Source organism: Dactylosporangium sp. NPDC050588, from assembly GCF_040654975.1.
GTDB classification, from domain to species: domain Bacteria; phylum Actinomycetota; class Actinomycetes; order Mycobacteriales; family Micromonosporaceae; genus Dactylosporangium; species Dactylosporangium maewongense.
The window spans coordinates 1-16116 of sequence record NZ_JBFAJA010000161.1 but is presented as its reverse complement, the minus strand read 5'-3'; the positions used below and the strand labels follow the sequence as shown (position 1 = coordinate 16116).

Here is a 16116-nt window from a genome sequence, read left to right as displayed (position 1 = left end):
GCGCGCCGGCAGTGCGCCGCCGCGGCGGCGCACGGGGGTGCGGGTGGGAACCCCCGCCGGGGCCCCGCCGCGGAGCGGTGGGGGTGATTACAGACGGACGAGTCGACCTGTACGCCGGGTTTTCACCGGTCGCAGGCCGTCTACCAGGGATTTTACGCGTGATGGATCTTGTCGGGCCGTCACTGGGCCGTGTCCTGCCGGTTGAGGACCGCGTCGATCGCGTCGCGGGTCCGGCCCTGGCTCGCCGGCATCAAGTGGGTGTACTGCCGCAGCGTGAACCCCGGGTCCCAGTGGCCGAGGTACTCCGAGAGCGCCTTGATGCTCTCCCCCGCGTCGAGCAGCACCGACGCGTAGTAGTGCCGCAGCGCGTGCGTGCCGGTCGCCCGGGTGCGCACGATCCCGGCATCCTCGATCGCCGGGTTCCAGGCGAGCGCGTCGAAGGTGTTCCGGCGGATCGCGTTCCGGCGTGGGGTGGTCATCAGCAGGGTGACGGTGACCAGCTCGGCGCTGAACGGGTCCTCCCACGGCAGGGTGACGGCGATCGGCTTGTACGTCCCCCCGCGCTCCTCGATCCGCTCAGCGACAGACGCCGGGAGCGGCACCTTCCGCTCGCGGTCGCTCTTGGGCAGGCCGAAGACGAGGCGGGACCGGACCACCTTGACCTGCCGCCGGACGTGGAGCCAGCCGCCGGCCACGTCCAGGTCCTCGTCACTAAGGCCGAACATCTCCCCCTGCCGCAGGCCACAGCCCGCGCCGAGGTCGACGACCAGCCGGTACCGCTCGGGCAGCTTCGACCGGACGGCCCGGACCATCCCCTCCGTCCACGGCACGATCTTCTTCTGGACGGGTTCGGGCTGGACGACGGACCGGGCCGCGCACGGGTTCTTCGCTATCTTCTGGTCGTCGACGGCCGCGTTGAGGATCGTCCGCAGGTGGGCGAAGACCACGGAGCGGGTGCTCACGGCGAGCTTGCCCTCCATGGACCGGTCCCACTCCCGGACCGTGCCGGGCTTGATCGCGGCGAGCTGACGGTGCCCGAAGAACGGCAGCAGGTGCTTGCGCACCCGGTACTCGACGGTTTCCCGGGTCGAGTCGTCCATCCTCGCCGTGCGCAGCCAGTGCTCCGCATAGGTGCCGAACAGCATCCGGCCGGCGTTCGGGTCGATGAACGTGCCCCGGACCTTGTCTGCCTCGACCGTAGAGAGGAATGCCTCAGCGGCCTTCTTCTGCCGGTCGGGGAACGACTCGCTCCGCTCCCGCCCGTCCGGTCCGATGTAGCGGACGCGGTACCGCATGCCCGAGCCGTACCGGGCGGTCTTGACCCGGACCTCTTTGCCGTCCTTATCTACTGTGCGGAACCAGCGGTCCTCGACGTGCCCCATGGTCAGGCCGCCGACTGCTGCCGGAACCAGGCCCGGACGTCCGCCGGGTCGTAGCGCAGGTGCTTGCCGATCTTCGCGGCGGGCGGACCGTAGTGCCGCTTGCGCCAGGTGTACAGCGTCTCCACCGGCACGCGGAGGTAGGCGGCTACCTCGTCGACGGTCCAGGTGGCTTCGTGCTGGGATGTCACCGGGTCACTCCCGTCAGGGCTGATGTCAAGGAAGGCTTGACGCTGAACCGCGCGTCACACGGCGAGGCTGGCGAGCTGCTGCCGAGCCTTCTGGCTGCCGAGCCTTCTGCTGGTGCTCCCGGGCCATCGCGGCGGAGGTGTTGGCGAGCATCGCGTCAGCCGGGCTGAGCCACCCGGCGCCGACAAACTCCAGGAAGTTGACGACCAGGGTCGTGGGAGCCTCGGTCGGCTGGCCGGTGGTGTCCGGGCCGCTGGCCTGGGTGCGGCGGTGGACGATCCGGTTGTGCCGGAGGACGGCGAAGGTCACGGAGTACGTGCGGGACTTGGTGAGGAAGTGGCCGCCGAAGCCGAGCATGTGTGCCCACCTGCGCAGCCGCCGCCAGTCCCGGGGCGTGCCGAGCGTCCAGCAGGCGTCGACGAGACGCTCCACGTGACTGCCGTCGGGGTCGGCGTACAGGTCGACGGTGGTGTCGGTGAGTCGCCCGGAGTTGTGGCCGGTGATCTCGGTGGCCTTGGTGGCGTACTTGGCGAGGTACGCGGCGACCATCCCGTCGGTGACCTCACCGTCGGCCGCAACGGTGATGACCTTGGTGTACACCTCTCGGCCCCAGGCGATCGGCCACCCGTCCGGGTTCGCCGGGTGGGTGTCGGTGGTGAAGGCGACGGTGCGGGCGGCGTGGTCGACGGCGTCGACCAGGTCGTGCGCGTTCAGCCCGGCCGGTGGCGGGAGGATGGCTTTGGGGTCGAAGGGGTCGCGGCCGTCGAGCCGGACGATGGCGTGGAAGTGCACGACGCCGCGGCGTTGCATCTCGGCGACCTTGCCGAACGACAGCCGGAACGGCGCCACGGTCCGGGGCCGGCCGTTGCGGTCCATGGTGAGCAGGCGGGGAATGCGACGTTCGGCGCAGAGCCGTTCGAGGTACCGGTTGACGGCGATGGTGGTGCGCCGCCACAGCTCTCCGGAGCGGATGTTCCACACGACCTGCGCGGCGTAGTCGTAGCAGTCCAGGCACATCGGCGTGCCGAGGACCCGGTCGGTCTCCTCGTGCCGGGCGAAGCACACCATGCGCTTGCCGTGCGGGCAGACGACGAGGTCACGCCGGGCATGGCACGGCTCAGCCCGGCAGTCACACGCCGCCCGCTTGCCACAGGTGTGCCGCTTCACGGCCCGGGTGTGCACCGGCCCGAAGCTCGGAGCGGTGAAGGTCGGGAAGACGGCCGGGTGCCGGGCGACGTGCTCGGGGATGCCTTTGCCGCCGACCAGCCCCGACCGGACGACCTGGTACGCGTCGCGCTTGTAGACCTCGGAGCAGGAGGGGCAGACGGTGGCGCGGCGGTTGCCGCACGCCTTGTAGATGACCCCGTCGGGCAGGTGGGCCGTGTCGACGCTCGCGAGGAGCCTGCCGGTGGCGGCCTCGATGGTGGTCATCGTTCCGGCGAGCCGGACCGGCCGGGCGCACCCGGACGCGGCACGGACATGCGAGACCCACGCCGGGTAGTCCGGGCGGGCGGCACGGGCGATGGCCTGGTCACGGATGTCCGTCGACCGGGCCAGCTGGGCGAGGGTGGCGGGTTCGGGGGTCACCGCGGCGTCGATGTAGGTCATGACGCTGCCCGGTAGGGCACACTGAGCCCGTGCTGCTCAAGAGCATCCAGGAAATCGCAGACGAGCCTGTGTCGCTCGTGCCTGAAGACCAGGGCGCGGAGTCCGCCAACACGCATTGGCTCGGCGCTGCGGCAGAAGAACGTTCCACCCTGTCTGTGGACCAGGTCGTCTCCGCGTTCCTGGAGACCGCACGAGCACTTCAGCACCGAGTCAGGGCAGCGGGGTTTGGCGGAACGGCGACCTTTTACGTGTGGCACGACGAGCAAGCCGGACAGTTGCGGTGCTCGGTCTCCTCCCGCACCCCGACTGACCTGCCGTTCCGTGGCAACTACCAGCCAACCGGCGAACTGAGTGCCGTCGTCGCGGGCTTCCTGAGCGATGACGCGCCCGGCATCGTTTCGTGGGAGGACCTTGAACCGGCCGACGACATCGATGCCGAGGACGACTACTACCCGCCGTTCGCCGTCTGGACCTTCGACCTGAAATTCGGTCGCTGAAGATCCGGCGATAGTCCGCAGGTTGTTGTCGACGGTCCGGGCATGGTGCTCGCGTATGGACAGACCGGTCATCGCGATGATGTGCGGCTGGTGGGTGCCGAGGTAGAACAGTGTTGGCTCGGCGGCCGGGGCCGTGCCCGAAGCAAGGAGTGCTTCGGGCGCGACGCTGGACGTCGAGACAGTCACCGGGTCGCCCTCGCGGGGCGGTGGCCGTTGACGGTCGCGGGGTTCGGTTTGGTCCCGGTGACCGCGGTGAGGACCTGGGAGGCCGTGTCGGACGGCACCTGGAGTCGCACGGCGAGCTGTCCGACGGTGATCGGGGTGCCGTGTTCGGTGCCGTACTGCTCCGCGATCTGCCTGCCTCGTTCGATCAGGGCCGGGTCCAGCAGCGGCAGGTGCGGCAGTTGTGCAGCGTCAGGCGCGGTGACTGAGTCTGTGGCGGACGGTGCCAACTGCGAGGCCGGGCTGGTCGGTCTGGTCGAGCGGTGCGGGAGGTCGGGGGCAGCCGGACCGGACGCGGCAGCCGACCCACGAGGGGCAGCCGGGTGCGACGGTCGGGTGATCCGGATGGCGAGGTCTGCCGGGGTCGGCGGGACGGCCGGTTCCGCGACTGTTGCCGGGCGAGGCTCCGTCGTTGGGGCTTCCCGGCTCCTGTCTTCAGATGACAATTCCATCGGCGTCGGCCGGTCAAGGGCCGTCACGGGGACGGCGACCGGCACGGCGTGAACAGTCGGTTCGGTAGTGGGTTCGGATGGTTGCTCGGTGGGCGTGACGGCGGTTGCCGGCACGGTGTTGCTGGTGGCCAGCAGTGCGCCGGTCGCCATGACCATCAGTCCGTCGACGGCCAGGGGCCCGAGCCAGACGACCAGGTCTTCCTCGCCGTAGTGCGCGAGGAGGCCGGACAGGTGTCGGTAGGACACCAGCGCGGCGACCGCGACGACCGGCAGGAGCCCGCCGAATCGCAGCAGCATCCACCTGAGGCCGGACTTCCATGCCACCCGGGCGAGGATCTCGACCGCGACGAACAGGAACACCGGCCAGACGATCGCGCCGACCACGGCACCGGGTTCCGGTGTCCAGTCGGCCGACTTTCCAGGCGGTGTGATGAACGAGTGCGCGATGTTCGCGGCGACCGAGACCGAGCCACCGAGGATGACTCCCAGGTAGGCCCAGCCACGACCGGACGCCGCACGCGTGGTGTGGTGTGGCCGGTTCATTCGGTCACGCCCCAGCACAGGCAGGCGCACGCGCGGTCAAGTACGTCGGCGAGCATCCACTTCAGCAGCCGGTTGTCTTCGTTGCTGACCTGGGCGCGGTAGCTGTCGACGTACCGCAGGTTCACGCTGATGCGATGCTCGATCATGGCCGCGTGCTGCATGGCCGCGATGTCGCGCGTGACATCGGCGTACGTCCCCAGGCCGTCTCCGTCGCCGGCCGCACCACGGACGGTGTTCGCCGGCGGGCGGAGGCGGCTGCGGGTGGTGTCGGCGAGCCGCTTCAGCTCGTCGACGACCTCGGTGAGCAGTTCGGTGCTGTCCTCGTGCCCGACACGGCCGTTGGTGGTCGTGTACAGCAGGGCCAGTCCGTCGCCGAGGTCGAGCAGGGTTCGGGTGTTCGTGCTCATCGGGCACCCCCGTTGCCGGTGTCGGCGAAGCGGGAGAAGCTGACGATGAGCAGGTTGTCGGAGCTGAGGTGGGTGCGGAGCTCGGCCTGGATGGCCTGGACCTCAGCCATGGTGCTGATCGGCGCGTTGAGCGTCAGCTCGATGTGGCCGACCTGGTGGTTCTTGTAGATGTAGCCGATGAGGTAGCGGGGATCGGTCATGGCGATCAGCCCTTTCCGGTGCAGAGGTCGAGCAGGGTCGGTTCCTCGCGGTCAGAGCTGGGCGCCGGTCGGGCCGCCTGCTTGACCGCGCGGGAGGCTCGGCGAGCCTTCTTCGGGTCGTGCAGGTAGGCGTTCTGGTCGTCGGTGAGTCGGATGACTGCCTGTTGGTCCTCGTGGCGCCGGGCGAACAGCAGCGGCCGCACGGTGGCGAGGGTCGGGCACTCGAAGGACAGGTCGGTGTACTGGAAGGCGCAGGCCGGGCACTTCGACGGGACCGGACTGCCGGGAAAGTGATCGGCGAACACGTCGACCAGGACCGCGACCGTGACGGTCATGCCTGCCTGCGTGATGCGCCGGTCGAGGGTGGGGCGGTCGGTCTTCTCGCCGAACCGCATCTGTGCCGCCTGCCGGGACACACCCAGCCGGGAGCCGATCTCGTCCCACGAGTACGCGTACGGAGGCTTCCTCAGCGCCCGTACCGCCTCCCGCACGACGGCGTCGACCTCAGCCGAGAGCATCGCCAGACCGGGCAGCGCCTCCACGTCACCGGCAGCGACCCGACGGGCGTAGGCCCGCAGAATCCGCCGGGCGAACGCGTCGAACGCCGAGTTCTCCACGGTCCGCTTGGCACGCTTGCCGCGCTTGCCGCGCTTGCCGGGCTTGGCTGTCAAGGCAGGCTTGACGGTGTTCTTGCTCATGCGGCACCGCCCGCGAGCTGGGCGTACGTCGGCAGGCCGGGCACGTCCCACGTCGAGAGCGTGTCGTCGACCGCGTCGCCGTGCACCACGCACAGCAGGTCCGACGTGCAGAAGCAGTGCTGCTCGCAGGTGTCGCAGTCGTCGGAGGTACCCGGGATGTGCGGGGCACCCTCGTGCGGCTGCCGCAGCACCCACACCCGGTACGCCATGGCGACCGCAGTGCGGTCGTCGGGGTCGGTGACCTCGACGTACTCGTCCTCGTCGCAGGTGCGGCAGGTGAACACCCGAGCCACGAGCCCGTCATCGGACATCCCGTCGCCGGTGACGATGAACGGCTGCTCACCGTCCAGCAGCATCCGGTCGCCGCAGTCGCAGCGGGGTACCGACGACCACACCGGACCAGGCGTCCACGCTGCGGCGTTGCGCAGCATCGCCAGGACGTCAGCGACCGTGCGGCCGGGGGTGTCGTTGAAGCCAAGCACCCCACCCGCCTCGGGACCGAACGTCTCGGTGACGTAGCAGTCCAAGCGGAACAGCGCGGCGTCGAAGTCCTCGAAGCCGGGGTGCGTGACGTTGAACGCCGGAACCTCTGCCGGGTAGCCGTAACAGACCATCGACAGGGCACCGACCGTGCACGCCGCAGGGTTCACGGAGTGCGAATCCGCGTACAGCTCGCATTGGTCCCAGCCGTACGCCGTCAGGTACTTCGCGGCGGCCAGCAGCACGTCACGCACCGCGTCAGGTGCGCCGGACGGGTCGCCCGTGGGCGGTTTTTGGGTAGGCTGCATCGCAGCCACCTCCTTTCGTAGAAGGGCTGTGTGGTGTGTTGGGACCGGCGGCACCAGGTGCTTTTCCAGGGCTTGTCTGGTGTCGTCGGCTGGCCTGACGGCCACCGCCCGAGCCGCGCCAGGGGATGTGCGCGGCCCGCACGGAAGCGGTCAGGAACCGCCGGCTACTCGTGCCAGTGCTGCACGACCGTGATGCAGCGCCGCCCGACCGTCCCGGCCAGGACGACGGCAACGGCCAGGACCACGACGCCGCTGAGGACCGCAGTGGTCGACACCGCCGCCATCGTCATCTCCGCCAGCCACCATCCGCCGGCGACGAGCAGGGCCAGTGCGGCGGGCACGCCGATCAGCAGCCAGCGGCGCACCCTGCGGTCGTGCCGGGCGATCTCCTCCCGGCGCAGCAGCCACGCCGCGTACTGATCGCGTCGTTCGAGGCTCTGCCGGTGCTGACGGCCCATCGCGTCCGCCAGGGCCAGGGCCAGGACGGCCGGCGGAACGTCACGGAGGTCGGTGCCGGTGCGGGTGGCGGGGTCGATGTAGTGGATGACGCGAGGGGTCTGGGCGGGCAGGTGCTTGGCCATGACAGGGTCTCCGTTCTCAGGCCGCGACAAGGTCGAGCTTCGGCTTCTGGGGCTGCTGTGCGAGGCGGGCTTCACGCGCCGCCCGGCGGGTCTGCGCGGCGTGGGCCGCGATCCGGATGCAGATGTCGTCGTCCATCCAGCCGGTCTTCATCAGGTGCGGCACCCCGCCCTCCGCGAGGAGCAGGTTGCAGCCGTGGTTCGTGGGGGAGATCGTGTTCGCGGTGTAGCCGCGGTTCGCCCAGCCGTGGCCGAGGATGATGTCCGACGACGAGTCCGTGGTGCAGCGGAACGCCGCCCGGTACGCGAACAGGTCCCGCAGCGAGGTGGGGATGATGTCCGAGGACGGCCGCTGGGTCGCCGCGACGACGATGATCCCGACCGCGCGGCCCCGGGCGACCAGGTCACGGACCAGGGAGGAGAAGTCCTCCCGGAGCTTCTTGTCCCCGATCGTCGCGGTGAAGTACGCCAGCTCGTCGATCAGGATCAGGATCGGCGAGAACTTGTCGTTGCGGCGGATCTTGCGGCGCAGCCGCCACCGCAGGTGCCGGTACCGGTTGTCCATCACGATCTGCAACCGGCGTACGGTCGCGATCGCCAGGGCCAGGTCAGGGCCGACGAAGACGTCCGCGCACGCCTCCCACTGCCCCAGCTCGACCTGCTTGCCGTCGAACAGGCACAACCGGCAGTCCGTCGACAGCGCCCCGTGCGCGGCGATCACGTTCAGCAGCGACGACTTGCCGCCGCCCGGCTCACCGGCGATCAGCATGTTGCGGTAGATCAACCGCACCTCGACCGGCATCCCGGACTCGTCGATCCCCAGGTACACCGGGTCGAAGATCGACAGCTCCGGCACGCTCACCGGTACCGGCGCGGCGGTCGTCGTCGTGGACACGATGCCTCGCTCAGGCAGCCTGCGGCAGCGACGCCGGCCGCTCCGGGGACGCCGACGCCCACGGGTCGTCCGGAACGTTGTCCGGGGTGAAGCCGTCCACGGCCCGCGACCGGCTCAGCTTGGTCACCTTCGCCGTGGCGAACCGCAGCGACGGGCCCACCTCGTCCGCGTCCAGCTGCATCATCGAGCGCTTCTCGCCCTTGTCGTCCTCCCACCGCGACAACCGCAGCCGACCCACCACAACGACCCTGGCGCCCTTCGTCAGCGACTCCGCCACATGCTCCGCGAGGTCGCGCCACGCCGTACACGGCATGAACAGCGGGTCCCCGTCCCGCCAGCCGTTCTGCTTCTGGTCGAACACCCGGGGCGTCGACGCCACCGTGAACCGGCACATCGCCACACCGGCGCCCGTGTACCGCAGCTCCGGGTCACCGGTCAGGTTCCCCATGACCGAGACCACCGTCTCGTTCGCCATCTTCACTCCCTCGGTTGCGAACCTCTGACACGCCCGTCTGGCGGCCACCGCACCCGCCCGGCACCGGCCGGGCAGGACGGAAGCTGTCAGCGACGACCCCGAGACACCGGCTCCTCCACCGGCGGCGGCACGTCCTCCAGGTCCAGGCCACCCACCGGCTCGTCCCCGGCCAGAAACCCCAGATCAGAGCCGGTCGTCTTGTCCGCGAACAGGACCGCGAGGGGCGACAGGACCACTCCGGTCAGCGGGTCCCGGCGGGTCACGTCGACCCGCAGCAGCGCCGCGTACCGCGCGGACGCCCGCGCCACCCGGACCTCAGACGCCCAGCAGGCCACCGCGACCTTCCCCGCCTTGCCGTCCAGGTCCGACAGGTCCAGACCCGGGCGCAGCCACAGCCACACCCGCTCCCCCGTCGGCGTCGGCCGCGCCCACAGCACGAGAGGCAACGTCCCGGACTGCGACCGCGACGCCGACCGCAGGAACTGCGCGAAGCACAGCCGCAGCCGATGCCGCACGACCACGCACCAGGCCCACGCCATCACCCGGCGACGCAGCCTCGGGACGCCCACGACCGCTCCGGCGAACACGACCAGCAGCAACGCCGCGAACCAGCCCGCCGTCACCCGGCCCAGCCACATCAGCGGACCCAGCACCAGCACCGCGACGGTGATCTCGACCGACCACCACCACAGCACCCGCAGCACCGGCCAGGCCGTCACGAGCACCGCCAACGCCAGCCCCGTCACGACGCCGACCAGGAGCGACACCGGTACCGCCGCCCATGGCGACAGCCCCGTCAGGAACAGCACGACCGACGCCAACGCCGCGCCCACAGCCCCGCCGACGAACAGCGCCAGGCGCGCCTTCTGCGCGTACGAGCGCGACACCGGCGCGTCGACCAGGGCGATCGTGCCGACCCGCCCGTCACCGAGGAACCTGCTAAGACCCATGCGACCCTCCACTCAAGAGTTTGTGGGTTTGTGGACAAACCTTGTATCAGTGAGGGTGGATGCACGGGGTGTAGTCCGCAAGAAGTTCGCCCACAAACCTGCAAAGATGGGGGGCATGGAGCCCCGCCCCACCGCCGTCCGTCCGCCAATCCACCTCCGGATCGCGGACGACATCCGCATGCAGATCGAGCGCGGCGACCTGCCACCCGGCGCGGCGATCCCCACGCTCGGCGAGATCAGCGAGCGTTGGTCGTGCGGCATGAACTCAGCCCGCGGCGCGGTCGCACTGCTCAAGGCTCAGGGACTGATCACCTCGGGGCGCGGCAAAGCCCCCGTCGTACGCATCCCGCCCCGGCGGGTGATCCGCTCATCCGAGCGGCATCAGATCGAGAAGGACCTGGCGCTCAAGCCAGAAGCCGAGCGCGGCGCCATCGGCGAGGCCGAGACCAACCTCAACATGTCCATCGGCGCCCAGCGCTTCTCGTCGCAGTACGACCAGGTGGAGGCGGGACCCGAGCTGGCGAAGGTCTTCGGCGTCGAGCCCACGACCCTCATGCTCCGCCGGCAGTGGGAAGCGACCGACCCGAACACCGACCTGCGCCTGTCATGGAGCGTCTCGCACATCCCACTCGACATCATGCAGGCCAACCCGGCGCTACTCGACCCGAACAACGAGCCCTGGCCAGGCGGTACACAACACCAGCTGTCCACCGTCGGCGTGGAGATCATGAAGATGGTCGACGAGGTCACGGCCCGGATGCCGACCACCGTCGAGGCCCAGCTCTGGGGGCTACCGGAGGGAGTACCCCTCATCTTCTGCCGCCGGATCTCGATCGACGCCGACGGCCGCGTGATCGAGACGTCCGACGCCGACTATCCGGCAGACCGCACCGAACTGCACTTCGTCACACCACTCCGCCCGTGGCCGAAGAAGCGTCAAGCCTGACTTGACGCCGAACTCACGAACCCTCCAAAGGACAGGACCCATGCAGGTAAGCCTCAGCGCGACCGATTCCGAGTTCCTGAGCCGCGCGATCGAGATCTCCCGCCACGCACTCGAAGACGAGGGCAAGACCCCGTTCGGCGCCATCATCGTCATCGACCGCAAGATCATCGCCGAGGGCACCAGTAGCGTCGTCGAATTGATGGACCCGACCGCCCACGCCGAGATCATGGCTCTGCGCAAAGCCGGCGCATCGCTCCAACGGCACCTGATGCCCGACGCTGTTATGTACGCCAGCAGCGAGCCGTGCCCCATGTGCTTGGTCGCCTGCTACTGGGCCCGCATCCCCCGGCTCCTCTACGGCGCGTCAAGTTATGACGTCGGTGCCTACGGATTCGAGGACCTCCAACTGTACCGGGAACTGACCGTCGAATCCGACAGGCGTACTCTCCGGGTCGAGGCCGTCGGCGGCGCACTCCACGATCAGGCCACTGCGGTGCTCAGGGCATGGGCGGGCCAACTCCCAGAGCCGGTAATCCCGAAGTTGTAATGCTAACCACCTCACGCGCTCGCAGCGGCATCCACTAACCTGTGGTTCAGTCGTCCGACAGCTTGAATGAACGCCGGCGCCCGTGACAAGCGTCCTGAGTAGACACATTGCCACGGATCGGCGACTGAACGAACTCAGTTTGGCGCGCCCTCAACGAGGTTCACACGGACCGGGGTGATAGCATCCCTGAGTCATATTGAAGAGGCAATCCAAGATCCTCTTCGATGGCTCCAATACTTTGCTCGGCCTCGGCCAAAAGCCCGTCAAGCACATCAACGAAAACCGCCCGTGTGGGTGAGGGCAAATCTCGCTCTAATTGCGCCGTGAAGAAATTGCTCCACGGGCGGAGCATACGCTCGCGGGACAAGTTCACGATGCGCCGCAGCATCAAGAGATTGCTTGGCGAGCCATCGCTAGCCAGAAGGCTACCGATCAACTCTAGGTCAACGCCTGACGACGGTAGCCGAATCGCAAAAGTTGAGAACGCCGCCCTCCGACACTCCTCGTCTACATGGCTAGCTAGAGCTCGATGCTGATCAGAAAAGCCAGCAAACCGAGGGCGGGACAGAACGGTTGCGGTCAAGTATGCACCACCGCATCGCACCATGAGAACAGCGCATCCCCGCTTTACCATCGAGTCGGCAGGCGACAGCAGTAGCTTGATTAAATACTGCAACTCAGTGGCATCGAGGCATGCTGAATCGTGCGTCGGCTGTGGCACTAGTTGGTCATACTGCTGACCGATCAAAGATAAGGACCCCAATACCTCTTCTTCAGTAAGGGCACCCGCCTGCAGGGCACCAGGAATTGTTCGAGCCAGGACGCCGCCGCTATCTACCCGATTGGACTCAAGACAATATCTAATCAAAGATAACTTATTGCCGTAGTGCTTTGCTTTAGAGGACCTGGCATCCGTAACGAGTGAAAAGGTAGCGAGCCGGGGATTTGTAATGACCATTGTACTCAAAGTCTCTTTGAGAAGAGTCGCGGGATCAATCGAAACTATCTGACCGAGTACTGCATCTTCGATATACTCCGCGACGCTCGGCTCGAAGTTGTACTCATTCAGCGCTCTAGCTTCGAGATACACGGCAGCGCGTTCTTCGGCCCCAGTTTGCATACCGCGGACCGATCGCGGTGGGACCAGCACCGTTTCACGCACTTTGGCAAGCACGGTGTTCCAATGCTTACTTCCGGCACACCCAGAATACTTCAAAAGCACGTTAAGCTCTTCCGCACTAAGCTTAAAATCCGGGCGAGCCTCTAGTCGTGAAATCAAAAAATCTAGTCCCGGATTCAAGAACGATTGAGCAAACCTACCAAGCAGTGATCCCGGCTGACGAAACTCCGTATAACTTGCGTACCAATGCACGAACCGAGCGATAGACTCTGATGTAACATTCCCGAGCCAGAGATGAGAAATCCAAAGAGGTGCTGCGAGCAGGGGCTCACCAGCAAGGACTAAGTCTTCGAAGTCACCGGCCAAAATTTGTGCGGGAAGATTCGACTCCTGCGCGAGAAGATCAATTGCGGTCGAGTTGGGGTTCATCCGCGACGTCCGGCGTCGAGCAGAGGTGTAATCTGCCCGGATACGGCAAATCAAACTCATGGCAAATATGGGCCAAAGGTGAGTTCTCTCTCCCCATTCAAGGGGGCCTGGCGCCGTCGCTAAACGGGTACCGTCTTCTCCCTCGACGATATAAGGGTGACGGGAAAAGAGCTCGCGCAAGATAGCCGTACAGTTATCACGCGAAATCTCGCCAGATTTATCTACCTCCACAATAAACTCAACGACGTTAGTCAATGATCCGCTACACAAAGCTGCCGCGATATCAGCTGTTGAATGCGTCGAAAGTAGTACACCATATGAGATTCCGGGAGCTAGGATGGCGAGTCCATGAGTTGCAACAAGACGGAGGACTCCAAGGGTACTTTGGCTGCTGCCAGCCATTCTTTCAGTTGCTCTCCGGGCTAAAACTAAATTGCCCACACTCTCGGCGGCGGCCGCGAAATTCTCTAGCAGCTCAGGACTGAGAGACTTTATACGTGCCGCCAAGAGCGGATTGACGTGGTCGCGCAGATCGTCTGCATGCAAGTTTCTTAATAGCATGCAAGCTTCTCGCTGTCGTCCCAATGTAAGGTCCGACTCCAGAAAGGTCAATCCATGTTCCAGCAAGCTGCGCTGTCCGTTGGCGTCACCGGGGAACGGTCTGTCGACAGCTAGCTCAAGGGCAAGGTGCGCGCCGCGTCGTAGATGTCGATCGGGACCCGACCTGTCTACACTTCGGCACACCTCCACAATGTTGTATATCTCGCCTTCAAAGTTGCGCCCAACACGTCCTGCAAAGAAGAGTGCAACATTGCGCCAGTGAGCCAATGTGCAGATAACACCGAAACGCTCGAATCGCTGGCTTGTGGTTTTAGAGGTGTCTACCAGATGGCATGCGGCGAAGAACTCTTGAATCGATCGTAGTTCGAAACCATACCGATCCTCTACAGGCTCAACAATCAGAACGAGACGATCGCCGGCATCGTGGGTAATAGCTTTGATCTCCGCTGCGTATATGTCTTCTGGAAGGTACGGATTTTTAAACCGTATGAACGAACGAACTAGCTTCGTGTAGGACTTCTTATCCAGGTAAGCTGCCATCTCATTGGCATGCGTTGCCCGCTCATGAAGTGTGTAACCTATGAATTTATGCAGTCCGATGAGTCGGTCCTTGTCGGATTGCATTATGTTTCTCCCCTTAGCAGTCTCTCTCTTATAGATCACCTCTAAATATTCATTGAACAAGGCTTCTCGTTGCTGTGGAGGTGTACCTCCGAGCGCAATAATGACTGCTAGAATCGTCGCTTGAAGCGGGGTTGTGGTCATTGCGCTAATTTGAGGATCCGTGACGCAGTCCTTCATTCCCTCTAAAACGCGTTCAGCCTTGCTGTCATCAAATTTCTTAGCCTTTACCCATCTCTTAATGTAGGACAACACCTGCGAGGATTCCAACTTAGAAAGTTGAAAGTGGGCGTAAGCTTCTGGATCGAACTGCTCAACGTATGCGGTAGGCCTGCTGGTGCCGAGAATTTGAATGTCTGCATCATAGTCCATAAGGCATCGGTCGGTGAATTCCTTAATGCGTCCTAGAACCACTTTACGATGCGTGACATCCGTAACCTCGTCGAGCCCGTCAAGAATTAGCAAAATTGGATTCTTGCGAAGAACGTCATGGAATTCGTTAGGTGTAATCGATCTCGCCGATAGCGCCTTGATAGTTTCACATATGAACTCATCCAATGGCCCGCTCGTGGGATCAATCTCAATCTGCTGAGCAAGCCACTGGCCATAATCTTTAAGAAGTACGCGGAAAGGAATTCTGGGCACCGAAGGAAAGTACTCTCCGTCAAGTGCTACCTCGTCCACCTTCTTGAGTAAGGTCGCGCGATGGAGCTGTGCCAAGTATTGGCCAACAGTCGACTTTCCCTCTCCTGGACCGCCAATTATCGCCACTTGACTGACTGCCTCAGAGAGCATTAAACGCACGACGGGGTATTTGCGCGGTGTGCCGCCGCTAGCTATTCTTACGATTCTGTTGAGCTTAAGATTTGCGAACCTGCTCAAGTCCTCTACGGGAACAGCCGACAAGTCAAAGAACACTTGTTGGAGCCTCACCGGATCGTCAGTCACGTCGCCCGCTTGATCTAGCTGCGCATCTTGCTCGCGGGTAAATGCGGTACGAATATAGGACTGCATTGTTTTGGCGATCTCGTCGCTTCGCTTGATGCGATCGCCTAGAAGTTGAGCAATCAAATCGCCTGGGGTCAAAAACTGCAGGTAAGCTGTACGAATTTCTGGGTATTGATCAAGCATTCGAGCAATATCGTCGGCGCCCCAAAGCGCAAATTTCTTGACATACCTGCGATTCTTATTGAACGCCAAGGACCCTAGAGCGTGGGTTCCAGTCTCAGGAACCGAAGTAAGTGGGACGTTTGTAATCATCACGTAGTTATCGCAAGGGTGCTTGAACTTTGTAGTTATTTTCTCAAGCTCCCTCGGAATATCCGCGAGCAGCGCTTGGCGAGCCTTATCAACTCCCAGCAACTCCGTGTCGTGAAACTTAGCCTGGAATATCCATTCGCCACGCCACTGTTCCGCCCTGGAAGGGTATGGCGCGCGTCCGCTGAATTTCGCTTCCCGGGCGCCATCACGGCCAGCGCCGAACGTGATGGTCCCGTTCCCGATGACCTTCTTGATAAGTGCTTGGGCAAGCGACTCAAACTCGGTTGACCCGAGTCCATTCAGATTGTATCGCGCCATATTGCCCCTCCGATTGACCCGCGCTTAAGTTTCTTCACTCCCGGCAAGCTCTTAGACCATCCTGACGGAGCGAACGGTAGACCTTACGACACTACGATCCGTTGCGCTAGAACCCTGGGTTCGGTGCCGCCCGATCGTGTTCAAGGGAATGTTATAGATCGGTGCTAATCGGTCATCACAACTAGCGGTGGCTGTGTCGCAACCGTGAACAGCCGCTACAAGTCGTCAGTAGCATGACATCTCGGCTTACAGTGCGCCTACGACGATCAGGATGCGCACATGCCTGTCATTCGCCGACACAGGCAGTGCCCGAAGCCCTCACAAAGCCCTCAACCTTGTGTCGGGCTCCAGTTGATCCGTTACGGATCAGCGTCAGATGATGCGTGACAGCTCCGGCTAGACGATCTTCGCTAGATTAGCGGCCTTCTGCGTT

General features: G+C 64.6%; 15 protein-coding genes and 1 pseudogene. 3 read left to right on the top strand and 13 right to left on the bottom strand.

Translation table 11 applies throughout. The annotated features are described in order from the left end of the window. Positions 1–179: 179 nt before the first annotated feature. The 3 genes from AB0I21_RS55870 to AB0I21_RS55860 are packed head-to-tail and all read right to left on the bottom strand — an operon-like array spanning position 180 to position 3176. Positions 180–1382, bottom strand: coding sequence for a site-specific integrase (locus tag AB0I21_RS55870; protein ID WP_360573980.1), 1203 nt, complete (start codon positions 1380–1382; stop codon positions 180–182). Between the two features lie 2 nt (positions 1383–1384). Next, entirely contained in the window at positions 1385–1570 is a 186-nt protein-coding gene (locus AB0I21_RS55865) for a helix-turn-helix domain-containing protein (RefSeq protein WP_360573978.1), read from the bottom strand. A gap of 25 nt (positions 1571–1595) precedes the next feature. Beyond that, on the bottom strand, positions 1596–3176 hold the full coding sequence (locus AB0I21_RS55860; protein ID WP_360573976.1) for a replication initiator: 1581 nt from the start codon (positions 3174–3176) through the stop codon (positions 1596–1598). A gap of 29 nt (positions 3177–3205) precedes the next feature. Here AB0I21_RS55860 and AB0I21_RS55855 point away from each other — a divergent pair, with 29 nt between their 5' ends. Further along, a complete protein-coding gene (locus AB0I21_RS55855) occupies positions 3206–3673 on the top strand; it encodes a hypothetical protein (RefSeq protein ID WP_360573974.1) in 468 nt (155 codons plus the stop codon). A 182-nt stretch (positions 3674–3855) separates the two neighbouring features. Here AB0I21_RS55855 and AB0I21_RS55850 read toward each other — a convergent pair whose 3' ends face one another. The 9 genes and pseudogenes from AB0I21_RS55850 to AB0I21_RS55810 form a co-directional block, all read right to left on the bottom strand. After that, the gene (locus AB0I21_RS55850) at positions 3856–4890 is read right to left on the bottom strand and encodes a hypothetical protein (RefSeq protein ID WP_360573972.1); all 1035 of its coding nucleotides are present in this window, start codon (positions 4888–4890) and stop codon (positions 3856–3858) included. Beyond that, positions 4887–5297 (bottom strand): hypothetical protein, encoded by a 411-nt coding sequence (locus AB0I21_RS55845; RefSeq protein WP_360573970.1) that lies wholly within the window; start codon positions 5295–5297, stop codon positions 4887–4889. The genes AB0I21_RS55850 and AB0I21_RS55845 overlap by 4 nt, the downstream gene beginning before the upstream one ends. Beyond that, positions 5294–5497, bottom strand: coding sequence for a hypothetical protein (locus AB0I21_RS55840; RefSeq protein WP_360573968.1), 204 nt, complete (start codon positions 5495–5497; stop codon positions 5294–5296). Before AB0I21_RS55840 ends, AB0I21_RS55845 begins: the two co-directional genes overlap by 4 nt. Before the next feature lie 365 nt (positions 5498–5862). Continuing rightward, positions 5863–6195: pseudogene (locus tag AB0I21_RS55835) on the bottom strand (hypothetical protein); the annotation flags it as partial. After that, complete coding sequence (locus AB0I21_RS55830; protein WP_360573966.1) at positions 6192–6983, bottom strand: hypothetical protein; 792 nt, start codon at positions 6981–6983, stop codon at positions 6192–6194. The pseudogene AB0I21_RS55835 and the gene AB0I21_RS55830, both read right to left, overlap by 4 nt. 164 nt (positions 6984–7147) lie before the next feature. Beyond that, positions 7148–7564 (bottom strand): hypothetical protein, encoded by a 417-nt coding sequence (locus AB0I21_RS55825; protein ID WP_360573964.1) that lies wholly within the window; start codon positions 7562–7564, stop codon positions 7148–7150. Positions 7565–7580: 16 nt separating this feature from the next. Next, positions 7581–8456 carry an FtsK/SpoIIIE domain-containing protein gene (locus AB0I21_RS55820; RefSeq protein WP_360573962.1) on the bottom strand — a complete coding sequence of 292 codons (876 nt, stop codon included), beginning with the start codon at positions 8454–8456 and terminating at the stop codon, positions 7581–7583. Positions 8457–8466: 10 nt separating this feature from the next. Next, a complete protein-coding gene (gene ssb, locus AB0I21_RS55815; RefSeq protein ID WP_360573960.1) occupies positions 8467–8931 on the bottom strand; it encodes a single-stranded DNA-binding protein in 465 nt (154 codons plus the stop codon). A gap of 86 nt (positions 8932–9017) precedes the next feature. Further along, positions 9018–9881: a hypothetical protein gene (locus tag AB0I21_RS55810; RefSeq protein ID WP_360573958.1), complete on the bottom strand. Its 864-nt coding sequence runs from the start codon at positions 9879–9881 to the stop codon at positions 9018–9020. Between AB0I21_RS55810 and AB0I21_RS55805 the strand changes: the two genes are divergently transcribed. Both AB0I21_RS55805 and AB0I21_RS55800 read left to right on the top strand, forming a co-directional pair. Next, positions 9880–10827 carry a GntR family transcriptional regulator gene (locus AB0I21_RS55805; RefSeq protein ID WP_360573956.1) on the top strand — a complete coding sequence of 316 codons (948 nt, stop codon included), beginning with the start codon at positions 9880–9882 and terminating at the stop codon, positions 10825–10827. The two genes, AB0I21_RS55810 and AB0I21_RS55805, sit on opposite strands and share 2 nt — an antisense overlap. Before the next feature lie 40 nt (positions 10828–10867). Continuing rightward, positions 10868–11374, top strand: a complete 507-nt coding sequence (locus tag AB0I21_RS55800; RefSeq protein ID WP_360573954.1) for a nucleoside deaminase — start codon at positions 10868–10870, stop codon at positions 11372–11374. Between the two features lie 160 nt (positions 11375–11534). Here AB0I21_RS55800 and AB0I21_RS55795 read toward each other — a convergent pair whose 3' ends face one another. Further along, a complete protein-coding gene (locus AB0I21_RS55795; protein ID WP_360573952.1) occupies positions 11535–15683 on the bottom strand; it encodes a hypothetical protein in 4149 nt (1382 codons plus the stop codon). Positions 15684–16116: the final 433 nt, after the last annotated feature.

What these genes read in the sequence shown, in the direction of transcription:
- AB0I21_RS55845 (WP_360573970.1), bottom strand. Translation starts at nt 5,297, where the DNA reads ATGAGCACGAACACCCGAACCCTGCTCGACCTCGGCGACGGACTGGCC.
- AB0I21_RS55795 (WP_360573952.1), bottom strand. Translation starts at nt 15,683, where the DNA reads ATGGCGCGATACAATCTGAATGGACTCGGGTCAACCGAGTTTGAGTCG.
- AB0I21_RS55825 (WP_360573964.1), bottom strand. Translation starts at nt 7,564, where the DNA reads ATGGCCAAGCACCTGCCCGCCCAGACCCCTCGCGTCATCCACTACATC.
- AB0I21_RS55810 (WP_360573958.1), bottom strand. Translation starts at nt 9,881, where the DNA reads ATGGGTCTTAGCAGGTTCCTCGGTGACGGGCGGGTCGGCACGATCGCC.
- AB0I21_RS55850 (WP_360573972.1), bottom strand. Translation starts at nt 4,890, where the DNA reads ATGAACCGGCCACACCACACCACGCGTGCGGCGTCCGGTCGTGGCTGG.
- AB0I21_RS55870 (WP_360573980.1), bottom strand. Translation starts at nt 1,382, where the DNA reads ATGGGGCACGTCGAGGACCGCTGGTTCCGCACAGTAGATAAGGACGGC.
- AB0I21_RS55840 (WP_360573968.1), bottom strand. Translation starts at nt 5,497, where the DNA reads ATGACCGATCCCCGCTACCTCATCGGCTACATCTACAAGAACCACCAG.
- AB0I21_RS55860 (WP_360573976.1), bottom strand. Translation starts at nt 3,176, where the DNA reads ATGACCTACATCGACGCCGCGGTGACCCCCGAACCCGCCACCCTCGCC.
- AB0I21_RS55800 (WP_360573954.1), top strand. Translation starts at nt 10,868, where the DNA reads ATGCAGGTAAGCCTCAGCGCGACCGATTCCGAGTTCCTGAGCCGCGCG.
- AB0I21_RS55805 (WP_360573956.1), top strand. Translation starts at nt 9,880, where the DNA reads ATGCGACCCTCCACTCAAGAGTTTGTGGGTTTGTGGACAAACCTTGTA.
- ssb (WP_360573960.1), bottom strand. Translation starts at nt 8,931, where the DNA reads ATGGCGAACGAGACGGTGGTCTCGGTCATGGGGAACCTGACCGGTGAC.
- AB0I21_RS55830 (WP_360573966.1), bottom strand. Translation starts at nt 6,983, where the DNA reads ATGCAGCCTACCCAAAAACCGCCCACGGGCGACCCGTCCGGCGCACCT.